General features: G+C 37.7%; 15 protein-coding genes. 14 read left to right on the top strand and 1 reads right to left on the bottom strand.

Features of this window, described 5'->3' with window-relative positions:
- The first annotated feature begins 117 nt into the window (after nucleotides 1-117).
- From PUQ00_RS08045 to rfbD, 12 genes are all read left to right on the top strand, one after another.
- Complete coding sequence (locus PUQ00_RS08045; protein ID WP_300414937.1) at nucleotides 118-3,681, top strand: glycosyltransferase; 3,564 nt, start codon at nucleotides 118-120, stop codon at nucleotides 3,679-3,681.
- Between the two features lie 175 nt (nucleotides 3,682-3,856).
- Nucleotides 3,857-5,392, top strand: coding sequence for a hypothetical protein (locus PUQ00_RS08040; protein WP_300414934.1), 1,536 nt, complete (start codon nucleotides 3,857-3,859; stop codon nucleotides 5,390-5,392).
- 142 nt (nucleotides 5,393-5,534) lie between these two features.
- Nucleotides 5,535-6,698, top strand: a complete 1,164-nt coding sequence (locus PUQ00_RS08035; RefSeq protein ID WP_300414931.1) for a glycosyltransferase family 2 protein — start codon at nucleotides 5,535-5,537, stop codon at nucleotides 6,696-6,698.
- Between the two features lie 82 nt (nucleotides 6,699-6,780).
- Complete coding sequence (locus PUQ00_RS08030; protein ID WP_300414929.1) at nucleotides 6,781-7,476, top strand: hypothetical protein; 696 nt, start codon at nucleotides 6,781-6,783, stop codon at nucleotides 7,474-7,476.
- Between the two features lie 237 nt (nucleotides 7,477-7,713).
- Nucleotides 7,714-8,082 carry an EamA family transporter gene (locus PUQ00_RS08025; protein ID WP_300414928.1) on the top strand — a complete coding sequence of 123 codons (369 nt, stop codon included), beginning with the start codon at nucleotides 7,714-7,716 and terminating at the stop codon, nucleotides 8,080-8,082.
- Nucleotides 8,083-8,108: 26 nt separating this feature from the next.
- A complete protein-coding gene (locus tag PUQ00_RS08020) occupies nucleotides 8,109-8,306 on the top strand; it encodes a hypothetical protein (protein ID WP_300414927.1) in 198 nt (65 codons plus the stop codon).
- A 128-nt stretch (nucleotides 8,307-8,434) separates the two neighbouring features.
- The gene (locus tag PUQ00_RS08015) at nucleotides 8,435-9,430 is read left to right on the top strand and encodes a glycosyltransferase (RefSeq protein ID WP_300414926.1); all 996 of its coding nucleotides are present in this window, start codon (nucleotides 8,435-8,437) and stop codon (nucleotides 9,428-9,430) included.
- 26 nt (nucleotides 9,431-9,456) lie between these two features.
- The gene (locus tag PUQ00_RS08010) at nucleotides 9,457-10,374 is read left to right on the top strand and encodes a glycosyltransferase family 2 protein (protein WP_300414924.1); all 918 of its coding nucleotides are present in this window, start codon (nucleotides 9,457-9,459) and stop codon (nucleotides 10,372-10,374) included.
- Nucleotides 10,375-10,392: 18 nt separating this feature from the next.
- Nucleotides 10,393-11,463, top strand: coding sequence for a glycosyltransferase family 1 protein (locus tag PUQ00_RS08005; RefSeq protein ID WP_300414922.1), 1,071 nt, complete (start codon nucleotides 10,393-10,395; stop codon nucleotides 11,461-11,463).
- 84 nt (nucleotides 11,464-11,547) lie between these two features.
- Nucleotides 11,548-12,624: a glucose-1-phosphate thymidylyltransferase gene (locus tag PUQ00_RS08000; RefSeq protein WP_300414920.1), complete on the top strand. Its 1,077-nt coding sequence runs from the start codon at nucleotides 11,548-11,550 to the stop codon at nucleotides 12,622-12,624.
- A gap of 118 nt (nucleotides 12,625-12,742) precedes the next feature.
- Nucleotides 12,743-13,288, top strand: coding sequence for a dTDP-4-dehydrorhamnose 3,5-epimerase (rfbC, locus tag PUQ00_RS07995; protein WP_300414918.1), 546 nt, complete (start codon nucleotides 12,743-12,745; stop codon nucleotides 13,286-13,288).
- Nucleotides 13,289-13,412: 124 nt separating this feature from the next.
- A complete protein-coding gene (gene rfbD, locus PUQ00_RS07990) occupies nucleotides 13,413-14,297 on the top strand; it encodes a dTDP-4-dehydrorhamnose reductase (protein ID WP_300414916.1) in 885 nt (294 codons plus the stop codon).
- 131 nt (nucleotides 14,298-14,428) lie between these two features.
- On the opposite strand, the gene PUQ00_RS07985 is transcribed toward rfbD, so the two are convergent.
- Entirely contained in the window at nucleotides 14,429-15,169 is a 741-nt protein-coding gene (locus PUQ00_RS07985) for a 2-phosphosulfolactate phosphatase family protein (RefSeq protein WP_300414914.1), read from the bottom strand.
- Nucleotides 15,170-15,609: 440 nt separating this feature from the next.
- On the opposite strand from PUQ00_RS07985, the gene PUQ00_RS07980 reads away from it, so the two are divergent.
- Together PUQ00_RS07980 and PUQ00_RS07975 are read left to right on the top strand one after the other, a co-directional pair.
- Nucleotides 15,610-16,029, top strand: coding sequence for a BlaI/MecI/CopY family transcriptional regulator (locus tag PUQ00_RS07980; RefSeq protein WP_099102645.1), 420 nt, complete (start codon nucleotides 15,610-15,612; stop codon nucleotides 16,027-16,029).
- Nucleotides 16,029-16,868, top strand: a complete 840-nt coding sequence (locus PUQ00_RS07975; protein WP_300415033.1) for a M56 family metallopeptidase — start codon at nucleotides 16,029-16,031, stop codon at nucleotides 16,866-16,868. The genes PUQ00_RS07980 and PUQ00_RS07975 overlap by 1 nt, the downstream gene beginning before the upstream one ends.
- Nucleotides 16,869-17,037: the final 169 nt, after the last annotated feature.

Here is a 17,037-nt window from a genome sequence, read left to right as displayed (position 1 = left end):
GAGCGATCGCACTCTCAAGTGCAACAAACTCAGGCTGAATTGGAGCGATCGCAGTCTCAACTCCAACAAACTCAAAGAAAACTGGATTTTCTTAAAATCGCCACTCGAATCAGATTTTTGAATAATCCACTAATCAAAATTATCACAAAATTCTCTAAATTCAATGAAATATCTCCCTCCAGATATCTGGAAGGTAATTTAGAAACACCAAGAACTCAAGAAAATAATATTAATGATACGTTGCTAGTTTCAGGCTGGGTTTTCAGTAGAGAAGCCAAAATTAAATCTCTCATCTTGGTGAGAGACAATTTGCTAGAAAATCAAATTGAGTACGGATTTTCACGCCCTGATGTATCTCAAGCATATCCAGATGTGGAAAATGCAGGTTCATCAGGATTTGTACATAGTTTTATTTTAAACAATCAACGCTCTGGCTACATGGATATTCAAATTTGGGCAATCTTTGAAACAGGACAACCAATTTGTTGTTTTGCCAGACATGTTAATTTTAAAACTCCCAGTCGAGGTAAGTACATTAAAAGTCTAAGAAGTGTAATAAATCTTCTTTTATTTATGCGTAGTGTGGTAATCAAGGCCATGACTGCCTATAAACAGGGAAAATTACCACTTTCTCCAACTTTGTGGATCTATCATCTACGACGTTATTATAGGCAAATTCAGTATTTTCCAAATACAGATATAAAATACTCAGAGATAATTCATCTCTGGCAAACGCAAGATTTATATCAAAGATGGCTTCAGACTAATGTATTGTCATCAAGTCTTTTACGCAGAATGAGAGAAGATGCCGACAAATTGGCTCCAAAAGGAGTCAAAATCAGCGTTGTTGTGCCTGTTTACAATACTCCCAAGCATTTTCTCAAAGAAATGATTGAGTCGGTAATAAGTCAAATATATCCAAATTGGGAATTATGCATTGCTGATGATGCCTCTACCAAGCCTCATGTCCAAGAATTGTTGCAACAATTAATAGCAGAAGACTCACGAATCAAAATCGTTTTTCGTCAAGAAAATGGTCATATTGTAGAGGCTACTAATTCGGCATTAAAAATTGCTACTGGTGATTATGTAGCGCTACTAGATCATGATGATATTTTATCTAGTGATGCGTTATTACATGTTGCCGAATGTATAGACAAGCATCCGCAAGCGGACTGGATTTATACTGATGAAGACAAAATAAACGAATCTGGATACCACTTCGATCCACAAATGAAGGGTGCGTGGAGTCCGGAAATGGCAATTACTCACAACTTCACTCATCACCTGACAGTCATTCGCAAAACTTTGATTGATCAACTTGGCGGAATGCGAAAGGGGTTTGAGGGAGCGCAGGATCTCGATTTGTTTTTGCGTGTGAGTGAGAAAACAACGCCAGATAAGGTTCACCACATTCCCCATATATGCTATCACTGGCGAACACACGCTGGCAGCACGGCTTCACATGGCACGCAAAAGCGGTATGTATTTGATAGCGCCTACAATGCTATAGAAGGTGCAATTCAACGCAGGGGTTTAAAAGCTAAAACATTTTTACCCCCAATTGCTAAACAACACGGTTTATGCTTGCACCAGATAAAATGGGATAATTCCCTAATAGCGGAAAATCCTGTGACAATTGTTATTCCTACAAAGGATAGAGTAGACCTATTAAAAAAATGCGTTTCTAGTCTAGAAAAAACCGTAGATCATCGCTTTGTCAGACTATTAATAATTGATGACTGCTCAACAGAACATTCAACTCACCAATACTTTAAAAAATTACAACAAGACTACGTATTGCAATGTCGAATTATTCGCTCGGAACGTAAAATAGATGTTTTTAATTATGCCAGATTAATGAATTTGGCTTGTGAGCATGTGGATACACCGTATGTACTTCACCTTAATAATGATATACAAGCTTTAGAGCCAGGTTGGTTAGAAGACATGGTTGGTTGGATGTCTATAGATGGTGTGGGTGTCGTCGGAGCTAAACTTTTATATCCCGATCAGACTATTCAACACGCTGGAGTTGTAGTCGGATACCACAATGGACTAGCTGACCATTTATTTCATCGTTTGCATAAAGAGGAAGTTGGCTATATTTGTTTACCCCATGCAGCACGCAACGCTTCAGCAGTGACAGGTGCTTGTATGCTAACTTCAACCAACCTGTATCGTGAGCTTGGTGGCTTTGATGAAGATAATTTTGCAGTTGAGTATAACGATGTTGATTATTGCTTACGTGTGTTGAAATCGGGAAAACGTATTGTTTATACACCTCAAGCCATCCTGATACACGAGACTAGCGCATCTAGAGGTAAAACTTATAATCCTAGAGAACATATTAAATTTATTGAAAAATATAATAATTTTATAGATCCATTCTTTAATAGAAATTTAAATATAAATTCTATGCTCATGGCTATTAATCCTTATGCTTATAGCCATTTAGATAGAATATCAAAGTCAAAAATTCTTTTTATTACTCACAACTTAAATTTAGAAGGAGCGCCACTAATTGTTTACAATTATACTCGTTATTTTGCAACAAAAGGTGGTTGTGAAATATGTGTACTCTCTTCTAATGATGGTATTTTGAGACAAGAATATGAAAATTTAAACATTCCGGTAAAAATTTGTAAAGAAACATTACCTTTACAAAAAGAAAGTTTAGAACAATATCGCCAGCGTCTCCAAAAAATCGGTGATAATCTTAACTTAGAATCTTATGAATTAGTGGTATGTAATACCTTACTCAGCTTCTGGGGCATAGAGTTAGCAAAACTCTTTAAATTGCCAACCATTTGGCATATTCATGAAAGTCAAAGTCTAGATATGAGCATCAATAATTTCTTTAGTCATGTATCTCCAGAAATTATGCAGAAAATATTGCCGGATTGTTTTGTCAACGCCACAAGAGTAGTTTATCAGGCTGAAGCTACACGCAGAATTTTTCATCAATTTGATATCAAAAATAATTTCCGCACTATACCAGGAGGGATTGACTTACAAAAAATAAATTATTTTCGTAATTCCCATAACAAATATCAGTTGCGGGATAAATATGGAATTAGTCATGAACATCTGGTGATTTCCATAATTGGTACTACCTGTCAACGCAAAGGTCAACACATCTTTATCGAAGCCATTAAAGCGTTGGAGAAACTTTCTACCGACAAGTTTGCTAATATATCTTGTCTCATAGTAGGTGCAAGAAATAGTACATACATAGATAGCAACTATTTAGACTTATTGAAGCGTCAAATACAAGACTTATCGCTTAAGAACATTTCCATTTATTTTGAAACTATAGATGTTTATGATTTTTATGCGTTAAGTGATATTTTTGTCTGTGCATCTTTTGAAGAGTCTTTTCCCAGAGTATTGCTAGAAGCAATGGCATTTGAATTAAAGATTATCAGCACTGATGTATTTGGCATTCCAGAAATAATCAATGATGGAAGTGAAGGCTATTTAGTACAGCCAGGGGATGCCAAAGCCTTAGCTGCTGCAATTCATAAATGCATCGTTGAGCCAGATATATCAGATTCTTTGGCAAAAAACGGTTATGCAAAAGTATGCCGGATGTTTGATAATAATAATCTTCTTCAACAACATTGGTTACTAGCAAAAGAAGTGATTTTGAGTCAGTCTTCAGGGGTAGTAAATGAATAGTTAACCTGACATTAATGGTCTAATAACGAAAAAACTGAAAAACCTAGCCTATATGATTTTTTGGAAATTTTTTTGGCAGTCATGCTTAATTTTAGCCATTATTAAATTGTGGTTGACAAGCCACTTACCTATTATGGCTTCCTATGGAAGACATGATAACTTGAGATATATACAGATGGCTTGGGAAATATTTAATTTTCATGCTCCTTTTCTTTACGATCAATTTACTTTAATCAGGCAACCAGGATATCCATTCTTTATTCGCATCAGTTATATATTAGGATTTTCATTAAGGTTTTCACAAGAATTATTATATATAATCTCTGGCTTTTTCTTTGCTTGGTCTTTTTATCGATACTATAAAAACCAAGTCATCATATTTATTTTTTTAATATTATATATTTTCTTGCCATCATCATTTTTCTGGAATAGACAAACCATACAAGAGACATTATATTTACCTCTGACAACCTTCATAATATCCTGTCTTATTCATTTACTTAATCAGCCCTTTTTCTCTAAAAATTTTCTATTATGGTCATTCAATTTAGGATTAGGATTTGCTTGGTTTTATAATATAAGACCTGAAGGAATATTAATACTTCCGAGTATCGCAATACTATATATAATATTATTCATTAACACACTTAATTCTCAACTTAATAAGCGAATTGCATGGCGGCAGTTGCAAAGGTCGATACTACTTATTTTTATTCCAGTAGTTTTTTTAACATCACTTATTTCTTTCACAACCTATTTAAAATATGGCGTGTTTACCGTTAGTGACCTTACATCACCAGGGATAAAAACTGCTTACTCTAAAATAGCTAGCGTTGAGCCTGAAAAGTTGAGACGTTTCGTACCTGTCCCAGAAGAAACTAGATTTAAAATTTATGATGTGAGTCCAAGCTTCAAAAAGCTATCGGCATATTTAGAGCGGTCGGGAAAGGAATGGTTTATACATGGATGTCAAGCGGTAGGAGTTTGTGATGACTACGCTGGAGGATGGTTTGTTTGGGCATTCAGAGAGGCTGTTGCTTATGTTGGCGAATACAAATCGGCTCCTGAGACGGAGGCTTTTTACCAAAAAATGGCATCTGAGATAAAATATGCTTGTATATCTAAAAGATTGTCTTGTAATAATAGTCTATTTTCAATATCGGCTTTTAGCCCGGAAATTCGCAGTGAATATATAAAACCTTTTCTTAAAAGTTTTAGCAAAGTAAGCCAGACATTATTAAATCAAATGCTAATCGTTAATTTAAATGATGGAGAAAAAGACTTAAGTCACCGAAAAACGTTTTATGAAAAAATAACTAGAGAACCATTTAATTTTATCAAATATCGAGATATTCCAGTTAATCAATTAAAGGACAAATTTATTTACTCTATATCTGCATTATATAAATTCTGTTTCCCCATATTACTAGGAATATCAACCATTAGTTTAATATTAGGTCATCTTAAAAATAAAACCTATAAAAAAGTATCTGTAACAATACCATTAATTGTAATTCTAATGATGCTGTTAACTATGATACTGCGTGTAACTCTTGTCGCTTATATTGACACTACAAGTTTTCCAGCTGACTTCCGATATCTTTGGTCTATTGTTCCTTTGTTATTAATGAATGTAGCTATTGGTATGTCATATTTTATTGCAATATTTAATCTAAAAGTATTGCATAAATGGAATAAATCAAGTGAGTAATGGCTGATTAGTAACAGTAATATGACAGTTAAAGTCATAATTGTCATTGTTTGTCTAAATTAAGCTAATGTTATGAGGAAATTCTAGATTCTTTATTCAGACCTTAATTTTTACTAAATCTTTGATAAAAAAGGTTGCAAGTATGTCAGATATGATTTTGGTTTCTGTCGTAATGCCCTGCTTAAATGAAGAAGCTGCTATTGGCAGTTGTATTGAGAAAATTCAAAATACTTTTAATAATGCAGGCATTGATGGTGAAATTGTTGTCTGTGATAATGGTTCAACAGATAGCTCGGTTGAAATAGCTAAAAGCATGGGTGTAAGAGTAGTACACCAATCATTGAGAGGCTATGGAAATGCTTATCTCAAGGGTTTTAATAGTGCAAGAGGTAAGTACTTTATTATGGGGGATGCTGATGATACTTATGATTTTCGCTTGATTCCTCAATTTTTGGATGCTATCGTCAACGAAAACTATGATTTTGTCACGGGTAGTCGTTTCTTAGGGAAAAAAGGTTTAGAAAACAATCCGTTGCTGCATCGTTTAATTGGAAACCCCGCAATTACAAGCCTTCTTAATGGTTTATTTGGTACAAAATATACAGATGTTTACTGCGGATTGCGTGCCTTTAGTCGTGAAGTGTATGAGTTGATTCAACCCATCAGCCCAGGTATGGAATTTAACTTAGAACTTGCAATAAATGCAGGGTTTGCTAAATTGAAGATAAAAGAAATTCCCATTCAATTAGCCCCGCGAAAGGGAGAGTCTAAGCTGCGAACACTCCGCGATGGTTGGCGTAGTTTGCGGATGATGTTGCTATACGCTCCCAATAAACTATTCGTCTATCCAGGAATGTTCTTGTTAACGCTTGGTATGCTAATTCATATTGCTGTCTTAGCAGATTTTTTTAAATATGAAGGCAGATCACTCGGAGTCGTAACAGGTATATTTGCAACGATATTCAGTGTAGTTGGTTTTCAAATTTTAAGCTTAGGTCTACATGCCAAGACCTATTCATGGAGTCGGCGTTTTGATCAGGATAATTTTTTACTACGAAAGTTTTACAACTTCTTTAATTTAGAAACTGGTCTATTGATCGGAACAAGTATGATCATCGGTGGTAGTTCAGTTCTTCTGTATCTTACCTTACAGTGGCTTCGTTTTAACCTGTTACCACTTCCTCATCCAGAATGGTTTACCTTTGCAGCAACTGTAGTAATCATCGGTTTTGAAATAGACTTTTCATCCTTGTTTATTTCCGCAATGTCAATGAAAAAGGTAGAAAGATACGAGGTTCCTAGATAGTTATGCAAGTTCTCTCAAAAGTTTTAGTAAAGCGCTTAAGATTGACGTTTGTTTTGGAAATTTTACTAGAAAGGTATATTTTATGTCAGAAGTACGTGGAATAGATTATTTTGGACGCAACCTACCTTTTAGTAAATTACATATTAAAGCAGCAGTAAAAGCTAGAAGGAAGATGTATGTATGGTTAAGAAAGCAAGTTGGTAGTGTAGAAGGTAAAGTTTTTTTAGATCATGGTTCAACTCCAGATACTGTTAGAGAAGATAGCAATTGTTTTATTCGATGGTTAATGGAGGATGGGGCAAAAGTTTATGCTACTTCGCCAGAAGACATTAATCATTTAGATAAAAATTTTCCAGGACTAACAATTGTATCTTGGCCTCCAAAAAAAAGTAGCTTGGAAAAAATAGATTACATAATTTCGTCGGCAGTAATTGAACATGTAGGTTTAGAAAAAAATCAAATTCAATATATCAATGATCTGCTTCAACTTAGTCCTAACATACTGATAGCAACCCCTAACAGATATCACTGGCTAGAATTTCATACTAAAATTCCTCTTTTGCACTGGCTTCCACGATCTTGGCATCGCAGAATATTAAAAATTATTGGAATGAATTTCTGGGCTAGCGAAAATAATCTGCACTTATTATCTCAGAAAGATTTATGGAAGATAATTAATGCTTCATCAAAAGTTAATCAATTGAAGATAAATGTTAGTTGGTACAAACCCATATTTCTAGGTATGGTCTCTAACCTTGTAGTTTTATTATCAAAATAGATAATTATAACGTTTTCTAAGCAACTGAGGTACACTGACTTTTTTTATAAACAGTTAGTAGATTTGAAAACCTACCCACTAGTGGAGGAAGTCGGAAAAAAGTGACCAGCGTTCATCCGTAAAAAGTGGTGGGGTATCGAGGATCTAGAAAACAAGGCTGGTAACTTTTTTTTGCCCTAATGTACTAGGTCAGGAACTGCTATAAGATAGTTTTATTTTGTTAACAAATAAATTTCTATGACACGGCAAGAATTTTGTCTACTACTAATATCAGTCATAGCCAGCGTGAGTGGACAGTTTTTCTTAAAAGCAGGAGCAAGCAAGTTAGGAAAAGTTAATATTGATAATGTTGTTAATCATATCCTTCGTATTATCACAATACCTGAACTTCTAGCAGGGCTAGCCTTCTACGGTCTAGGCGCTTTAGCCTATATTTTACTCTTAACTAGAGTTAATCTCAGCATAGCTAGTCCATCTGTATCCTTAGTCTACGTATTTTCTGTATTACTAGGTTATTTTCTATTCAAAGAAGCCATTTCCATTACCAGTATAGTAGGCTTGAGTTTAATTATGAGCGGAGTTATATTAGTAGTTTGGAAAAAATAATTTAAAAAAATTAAATATTTAATAATATGCGGGCGGTATTTTTCGGTGAATCTGCTTCCACAGACTGGAATCGTCGTATTTTAGAAGATAAATATGGTGATAGCTATCGTCACTATGATATTGATATCCGCGATCGCTTCCCAATAGAAAACCTATTTCAAGAATATTCCTCCGATATTTGTCTGATTATTCATAAACAAACTCATCTAAAACTAACTAAATAATTATTCGCAAATAGTAGTTTAACCAAAATCTATGAAAGCCCTCCCCACGTTATAGTCTGTTCGGCTCAGAACAATACTGTTGGAAAAGTTGCACATCTCGTTATGTCAAATTTATAAATTCAACTCCAATGCAGGATCAAGAAAAAATTGGCATTGTTTTAGCAACTTATAATCCTCAAATTGAATATTTTCAGAAACAGATCCGGTCTATTCAAAACCAGACTTGGCAAAACTGGGTTTGTTATATAGCTGATGACTGCTCCCAACCTAAATATCAAGCTGAAATTAAAAAAATTGTTGATAATGATTCACGATTTATCTGCCATTTTCATAATGATAATCTTAAGCATTATTACAATTTTGAGCGTGGTTTGCAATACTGTGTTACAGACTCTACAATTACAGCGATCGCCTTTTCAGATCAAGATGATATTTGGCAAGCAGAAAAGCTAGAAATATTGATAACAAAACTACGCTCAGAACAATTACTTTTAGTCCATTCTGATCTGGAACTTATCAATAGTTACGACGAAACTATCAATCCTTCTACGTGGAATTTTGAAGGACGTAATCCTGAAAACGCTACCGTAGAATTGTTATTACTTCACAATGTGGTAACAGGATGCTCTTTATTATTTTGTACTTCTTTGATCCCCTATATTCTTCCCTTTCCCCAACATGAAATTGGTTGGCATCACGACTGGTGGGTAGCTTTGGTTGCAATTCAAAAAGGTAAAATTGGTCATATTCGGCAATCATTAATCCGTTATAGGATTCACAGTTCTAATACAGTTGGGGTAGTGCAAGATGCTGGGAAGATATACACTGAATTCATAGTATGGGCTAGTAAGAAATATCGAATTACGGGTAAGAGCTATTTATTTCATTATAACTTGAGTAAAGCACTTTATGATCGTTTTCAGCATGAAACTAATTCAAGCCGAGCTAATCCTTTTGATATTCTACGATTAGATTTTGGTTTACCTATTCTCAAGCTTTGCTACCAAAGTTGGTGCATGGGATACGGTTCTGAAGGCATAGCACTACGAATTTGGATTCTCAAAGTATTATTCGATCTTAAACAAGTTCAAAAACTGCTACTTAAAATATTTACAAGATGTTAAAGAACCAAGAATAGTACCCAAAGAAAATGACACGAAAACAACCCATTACAGTATCGATTATTTTAGTTAACTATAATGGATTAGAAGTTTTACCAGACTGCTTAAACTCTATAAAAAAATTTATTGATATACCTGCTTATGAAATTATTGTTGTAGATAATGCCTCTAGCGATGGTAGTTTTGAATTAATTGTAGAAAAATTCCCTGAAGTTAGTCTAATTAGACAAGCTACAAATCGCGGTTTTGGAGCAGGAAATAATGCAGGTGCAAAAGTTGCTAATGGAGAATTTTTATTCTTATTAAATACTGATACTATAGTTATTAGTAATATTCTACCGCATTTAATTGAGTTGATACAATCAGACCCACAAGTAGGAATTATTGGGCCGAAATTGCTGAATCATGATGGAACTTTACAAATTTCTGTTTCGCCAGCATTAGGAATTAAAGGAGAATATCAAGCTCGTCGGCTGCATAGAGATTATCAAAATATCTCTCAGCAAAATTTGATTGAGCAGAAATTTCAAGAAATTCAAGAAGTCGATATTGTTGTAGGGGCAGCTTGTTTTATGCGTTCAAGTTTATTTCATAAATTAGGTGGATTTGATGAAAACTTTTTTATGTATTTTGAAGAATCAGATTTATGCCAAAGAGCGCAGTATCAAGGATATAAAATTATCTACACGCCTGATGTATCTTTAATCCATTTGAAAGGATATTCGATTCAAAAGGCTGCGAATATAATGGCTATTGAATATAGACGTAGCCAGATTTATTACTATCAAAAGCATCGTCCTTTGTGGGAAAATATACTATTACGTATATATCTATTTTATAAATTTTTTGGAGAGTTTATAACCACAACTAATCCGAATAGTTTAAAAATTATTATTTTGTTATTTACAGTTCAAAAATCTCCTATTCAAACACCTATATCTAATTAATAATGTAGTAATTATATTATGCCTATATTAGTAAATTTATCTTTTGCTCCGGCACAGCCAACAGGTTGGTTAAGTTATAGTCTGAATTTATTAAAAGAGCTAAAAAATTTAGATATTGATGTATTAAGTCCAATTGAACTATTGGGTATAAAATATCATCATTCGTCAGCAGATATGACGACAGATTTTGGTATGAAAGGGCATTTAAAGCGTCTGTTATGGACGCAACTTAAACTACCAAATTTATATCGAAAGATGAAGTCTACATTACTATTTTCTCCTATCCCAGAAGCTCCTCTATTTTCTTCCTGTTCTTATGTAGTTACTGTTCATGATTTAATTCCTTTAAGATTTCCCCAATGGTTTTCTATAACGCAGCGGCTTTATTGCAGCTATTATATTCGTGCTGTAATAAAACAATCAAAGCACGTTATTTGTAACTCAATGGCAACGGCTGAAGATTTAAGCAAATTTTTGGGAGTTACCGAAGACAAAATAACTGCGATTCCACTAGCGTATGACAGCGAAAAGTTTCGTTTTTTGGATTTACCAACGCAAAATTATTTCCTTTATTTAGGACGACATAATCCTCACAAAAATCCTGAACGCTTAATTACTGCCTTCGCCGCACTACCTAACCGCCAAGATTACGAACTTTGGTTAGCAGGGCCAAGCGATCGCCGTTATACCCCAGTTTTAAAAGCGCAAGTTGAGAAACTAGGTATAACTCATCAGGTGAAGTTCTTAGACTACATTCCTTACAGCGAATTACCAAAAATCATTAGTCAAGCGATCGCACTAATTTTCCCCAGTCTCTGGGAAGGTTTTGGTTTACCTGTCCTGGAAGCAATGGCTTGTGGTACTCCCGTCATTACCTCCAATCTCTCCTCTCTACCAGAAGTTGCTGGCGATGCGGCGATTCTGATCAATCCCTACAATACAGCAGAAATTACAGAAGCAATGCAGGCGATCGCAACTGATTTGGGGTTGCGATCGCGCCTTTCTAGCCAAGGTATCAGTCACTCTCAACAATTCAGTTGGGAAAAAACAGGAAAAGCAACCGTCGAAGTTTTATCCCGCTACTTATAAAAGATAAACTAACACCAGAATTTAGGATTTTGTCAAGATTTCAGATTATCTTGACTAATGACTTGTAATTAATCCTTAATCCTGATGAAAGCACTAATTCTCTCTGGCGGTAAAGGTACACGCCTACGTCCCCTCACCTACAGTGGGGCAAAACAACTTGTGCCAGTTGCTAATAAACCTGTTTTATGGTATGGCATTGAAGAAATGGTCGCTGCTGGTATTACTGATATTGGCATCATTATCAGCCCGGAAACTGGGGCAGAAGTCCAAGCGAAAACCGGAAATGGAGAAGACTTTCGAGCGAACATCACCTACATCATACAAGACCAGCCACTTGGACTTGCTCATGCAGTCCAAGTAGCCCGTCCGTTTTTAGGTAATTCTCCCTTTGTCATGTACTTGGGGGATAACCTGATTCAACTAGGTGAGTTACGTTACTTTCTGGAACAATTTAGCCAACAACAACCAGATGCTTTGATTCTCTTGCGTTCGGTTGCCAACCCTAGCGCCTTTGGTGTGGCTGAGGTAGATGATAGAGGACGGGTATTACAGTTAATTGAAAAACCCAAAGTTCCTCCTTCAAATCTGGCATTGGTAGGGGTTTATTTCTTTTCTCACCTCATCTATAATGCGATCGCAAATATCCAACCTTCCAGCAGAGGTGAGATGGAAATCACTGATGCTATTCAATACCTCATTAATCAGGAAAAGCAAGTTTTAGCCTATAATCTCCAAGGTTGGTGGCTAGACACTGGTAAAAAAGATGACTTATTAGAAGCTAACAGATTAATTCTCGACACCTATCTGACAAAATCAATTCTCGGCGAAGTCGATGCCCAAAGTCAGATTATTGGACGAGTCCAAATCGGTGCAAAATCTAAAGTAATTAACTGCACAATTCGGGGGCCAGTAGTCATTGGTAGCAATTGTCATTTAGAAAACTGCTTTATTGGGCCTTATAGTAGCATTGCTAATAATGCCACACTCATTGATACTGATTTAGAACACAGTGTTATTTTAGAAAGTGCTAAAATTGCCGGAATTCATCAGCGCATTATTGATAGTGTGATTGGGCAAAGGGCACAATTGACTCTTGCACCCCGTCGCCCCAAAGCCTTGCGATTTCTGATTGGCGATGACTGCCAAATTGAACTAACGTGATTTACTTATTAAAAAGAGGATAAGCGATCGTCAAAGGTTGAGCACAGTACCTGTAAAATATAAATGCGAAATTCATCTAACAATCAGAACACTGCCGCATATCCTATAAATTATATTAATGAGCATTGTACATACCAAAATTCCCGAAGTTCTACAACTTGAACCCCAAGTATTTGCAGACGATCGCGGTTTTTTCTTTGAAGCTTACAACCACCAAAAATTTGCTCAAGATACAGGTATTCTGACGAACTTTGTCCAAGATAACCACTCTTACTCCAAACAAAACGTTCTGCGTGGATTGCACTACCAAATCCAACAACCCCAAGGTAAACTCATTCGTGCTGTTGTTGGTACCATTTTTGACGTAGCCGTAGACATTAGAAAAAGTTCTCCTACCTTCGGTAAATGGGTAGGCTATGAACTCAGTGCTAAGAACAAACGCCTACTGTGGATACCATCAGGCTTTGCCCACGGCTTTCTCGTGCTTTCAGAAATAGCTGAAGTTCTCTACAAAACTACAGATTACTACGCACCCCAAGGCGATCGCACAATCTTATGGAACGATCCAGATTTAGCAATAGATTGGCCCCTGAGTACGCCACCGATTTTATCAGCTAAAGACCAAGTAGGTAAACCTTTGAAAATTGCTGAAATATTTGATTAAGTACTTTCAAATTAAATTTAATTAAAGTATTGGGCTTATGAATGAATCATTCCAGAGTTTTTACAAAACTCAATATACCTTGATTGTGTCGTGCCAACTTACTTAGGTTTCAGAACTAATCAGGATGAGTAAATCAATTTTGCTGATTGGTAGCAATGGTCAAGTGGGTAAGGAACTACAACAAATCCTCCCATCCTACGGCGATGTTATCTCAGTAACCCGCCCGACAATAGACCTTACCCAATCCGATACCCTCCGCAGTATTATCAGATCCAAGCAGCCGCAAATCATCATTAACGCCGCAGCTTACACTGCTGTAGACAAAGCCGAAAGCGAACCCGAACTTGCTACCGCTATTAATGCTACTGCACCCCTAATTCTTGCCGAAGAAAGCCAAAAATTAGGAGCTTTTCTAATTCATATTTCGACCGATTACGTTTTTGATGGCAATGGGTGTAGCCCTTACCAGGAAACCTATGCGACTAACCCGTTGAGTGTTTATGGTAAAACCAAACTTGCTGGAGAAGAAGCTATTCGGGAAACTTGCGCCCATCACCTCATCCTCCGCACTGCTTGGGTTTATGGAACTTTTGGCAAAAGTAACTTTGTCAAAACCATGCTGCGACTAGGTGCAGAACGTCAAGAACTCCGTGTTGTCGCCGATCAAATTGGTAGCCCGACTTGGGCGCAAGATATAGCCACAGTCATAGCCCAGATAATTCCCCAGTTAACAATTAGCGGCACTTATCACTACACTAATAGCGGCGTTGCTAGCTGGTATGACTTTGCGATCGCCATTTTTGAAGAAGCCCAACAGCTAGGCTTCCCTTTGAAAGTTGAACGTATTGTCCCGATTACAACCGCCGAATATCCCACGCCAGCCCGTCGCCCTGCTTATTCCGTCCTTGCTTGTGGAAAAATTTCCCCAATTCTAGGGACTTATCCCCCCCATTGGCGGCAAAGACTTCGACAAATGCTTACAGATTTTAAAATTGGGCATGGGGCATAGGGCATTGGGCATGGGGCATGGGGCATGGGGCATGGGGCATTGGTTATTAATTCTTCTCCCTCACTCCCTCACTCCCTCACTCCCTCACTCCCTCACTCCCTCACTCCCTCACTCCCCCCATTCCCCATTCCTTATTTCTTATGACTTTTTAAAACTCCCGTTTCTTCTTGTATAGGCAAGACATCTAAAATATCAGTTTGAGAACAATATTTTAAGTCTTCTTGACAGTCAAGACGCAACAATCGTTGACCGTGACTAGCTTGGTGAAGTAATCCTAATAAGTTATCTTGCCATTGAGAGTAAAGAGCGATCGCACTAATTACTTCATCGTTACCAGCTAGTTCTTCTGCTGACAACGTGCTTTGTTGTAAAAGACTGTGAGCGATCGCACCTGCACAAACTGTATCCTCTAAGGAAAAACTGCCTTCCCAACCTGAACCGACAATCCATACTGTCTCTGGTTGCAATTCTAGAAGAAATTGCACCACCGCCGACCGGTTAATTAAGGCTGCTGCTAGTACACTTGGGGAGTCTTCTATCCGTTGTAAGGCACGAGTGCCATTTGTGGTACTGATAAACAAACGTCGCCCTTCCACCAATTCTGGTGTGCAGTCGAGGGGAGAGTTACCCAACTCAAAGCCAGCGACTTTCGCGCCGCCGCGTTCTCCAGCCCGCAGACGTTTTTCAGCAGGCCATTTTTCGCTAACTTCTATTAGTTGATCTAAATCGCTGAATACTTGTACAGCTTCGCCTCCAGCTGCCAAAACTGTCGCAATTGTGCTAGTGGCTCGCAAGACATCGACTGCGATCGCACATTCTGGCGCTTCATCTGTTGGAGTCAATTCAGGAGTGTGGTATACGAATAGCTTCACGCGCTGGATACACCTGCTTTAATACTACTGCCGCAAATAACATTCTACCTAGTTGATGTCACTAACTATAGTTACAATTGCTCCTAGAACATTTTTTAGCATCAAAATGTACGATGTAACCCATTCAATAGATAAATGGGAGTGGGGAGTAGGGAAGAAATCCACTCAGTAGGGGCAGGGTTTTAATTAAATCTTAAGAGTCCCTAATCCCTAATAAATACTCAAAAAGCCCATTTTTATGGTTTTAGACTTTCAGACTTGCTGCACTATCTTGTAATCTAAAACAAGAACAGACCTTCTAAAAGGGGAAAATTTACAGCTTCAAGGTTACAGCGCCAAGGGATGGACATACACTAATTCCCCAGTCCCTACTTCCTACTCCCCATTACCCCTTATCCCCAGAGGGGGCCCCACCTTCCCCACTCCCCATCGAAATTGCTATGGCACCTTTACCCGACTACCGCCCTAAACAACTATCTTTAGGCCCGTTGGAAGCGGAAATTTTAAATATCATCTGGGAACTTGGTTCAGCCACAGTAAAGGATGTGCATGATCGCATTCTGGCTGATCCCAACCGCGAATTAGCGTATACTTCTGTCACCACCGTCTTACGTCGCCTCACTGATAAAGGTTGGCTGGCGTGCGATAAGAAAGAGCGGGCATTCTATTGGCGACCAATGCTGAGTAAGCAGCAATCAGATGTGATCAAAGCTCACGAGCAGTTACAGCGATTTCTAGCGGTGGGGAACCCCGATGTTGTTGCTGCCTTCGCCGATAGCCTAGATGAAGCCGCTAGTGAGCAAATAGCAGCGATCGCTAAACGCATTCAATCTGCACGCCAAGCGAGGGAGGAACAATGATGCATCTAATAATGATTTTGAATGCTTTGGCAGTTGGCTGGTGGTTAAGATCCTCTTGGAATCAACACCAAGGCAATTGGAGTTTGCGCTGGCAGCGATCGCTATTTCTATTCCTCTTCCCGCCCTTGTTAATTTTCATGACAGCGATCGCTGTGCTGTTCATGGGGCCTCAAGGAGAAATGGGCGGGATGTATACAGGCTCAATTAGCTATTTACTAGCATTAATTTATTTGGCATTTTTTGCCATTTCATGCCTTAAACTTGCCTTCCAGGGTTGGCAGTCTGTAGAATCTGCCCGTAACTGCCCCTTAGTGAATGTTGGCGATAGACGAGCCAGGCTGCTGCAAACCGGGGCGCTGTTTGCAGGTCAAATCGGTTTTTGGCAACCAGAACTAGTAGTTAGCCAAGGATTAGTGCAAACTCTCTCACCTGCTCATTTAGAAAGCGTTTTAGCCCATGAGCAAGGGCATCACTATTACAGGGATACGTTCTGGTTTTTTTGGCTAGGTTGGGTGCGTTCCTGCACAGCATGGTTGCCGAATACAGAGTCTTTGTGGGAAGAACTTTTAGCTTTGCGCGAACTCCGTGCCGATGGTTATGCAGCATTGCAGGTAGACCCTCTGGTGCTAGCGGAAGCACTTTTATTAGTGGTTAGTAGTAGCCCAGTCTTATCGGAAATTTGCTGTGCAGCATTGGGTTCCTCTGGTGCAGATCGTTTAGAACAAAGAGTAGAAGCTTTATTAGCACCACCAGAAGCAACTCCAGAAGCTCAATTACAATCCTGGCATGGTTTTCTGCTGGCGTTCCTGCCTCTAGTGGCTGTGATATTTCATAGTTAAGTTGAATTAAAAAACGATGTTAAGTAGCTGAACAAAAATATTTACAGTCATTGCGAAGGTCGTGAAGCAATCCCAACCCTTGCGATTACTTCGTTTCACTTCGTTACACTCGTAATGACATTATGTAATTAATTGTGTCCGACTACTTAATAACAAATGTACAGAGGTA

Source organism: Nostoc sp. S13 (assembly GCF_029379315.1).
Lineage (GTDB): Bacteria > Cyanobacteriota > Cyanobacteriia > Cyanobacteriales > Nostocaceae > Nostoc.
Note: the sequence above shows the minus strand (reverse complement) of the source record. Positions and strands in the feature narration are given on the sequence as shown.

Excerpts from the sequence above, each read along its gene's own strand:
- PUQ00_RS08020 (WP_300414927.1), top strand. The coding sequence starts at position 8,109 with ATGCGGGCGGTATTTTTCGGTGAATCTGCTTCCACAGACTGGAATCGT.
- PUQ00_RS07980 (WP_099102645.1), top strand. The coding sequence starts at position 15,610 with ATGGCACCTTTACCCGACTACCGCCCTAAACAACTATCTTTAGGCCCG.
- PUQ00_RS07975 (WP_300415033.1), top strand. The coding sequence starts at position 16,029 with ATGCATCTAATAATGATTTTGAATGCTTTGGCAGTTGGCTGGTGGTTA.
- PUQ00_RS08035 (WP_300414931.1), top strand. The coding sequence starts at position 5,535 with ATGTCAGATATGATTTTGGTTTCTGTCGTAATGCCCTGCTTAAATGAA.
- rfbC (WP_300414918.1), top strand. The coding sequence starts at position 12,743 with ATGAGCATTGTACATACCAAAATTCCCGAAGTTCTACAACTTGAACCC.
- PUQ00_RS08015 (WP_300414926.1), top strand. The coding sequence starts at position 8,435 with ATGCAGGATCAAGAAAAAATTGGCATTGTTTTAGCAACTTATAATCCT.
- PUQ00_RS08030 (WP_300414929.1), top strand. The coding sequence starts at position 6,781 with ATGTCAGAAGTACGTGGAATAGATTATTTTGGACGCAACCTACCTTTT.
- PUQ00_RS08010 (WP_300414924.1), top strand. The coding sequence starts at position 9,457 with ATGACACGAAAACAACCCATTACAGTATCGATTATTTTAGTTAACTAT.
- PUQ00_RS08025 (WP_300414928.1), top strand. The coding sequence starts at position 7,714 with ATGACACGGCAAGAATTTTGTCTACTACTAATATCAGTCATAGCCAGC.
- PUQ00_RS08000 (WP_300414920.1), top strand. The coding sequence starts at position 11,548 with ATGAAAGCACTAATTCTCTCTGGCGGTAAAGGTACACGCCTACGTCCC.
- PUQ00_RS08040 (WP_300414934.1), top strand. The coding sequence starts at position 3,857 with ATGGCTTGGGAAATATTTAATTTTCATGCTCCTTTTCTTTACGATCAA.
- PUQ00_RS08005 (WP_300414922.1), top strand. The coding sequence starts at position 10,393 with ATGCCTATATTAGTAAATTTATCTTTTGCTCCGGCACAGCCAACAGGT.
- rfbD (WP_300414916.1), top strand. The coding sequence starts at position 13,413 with ATGAGTAAATCAATTTTGCTGATTGGTAGCAATGGTCAAGTGGGTAAG.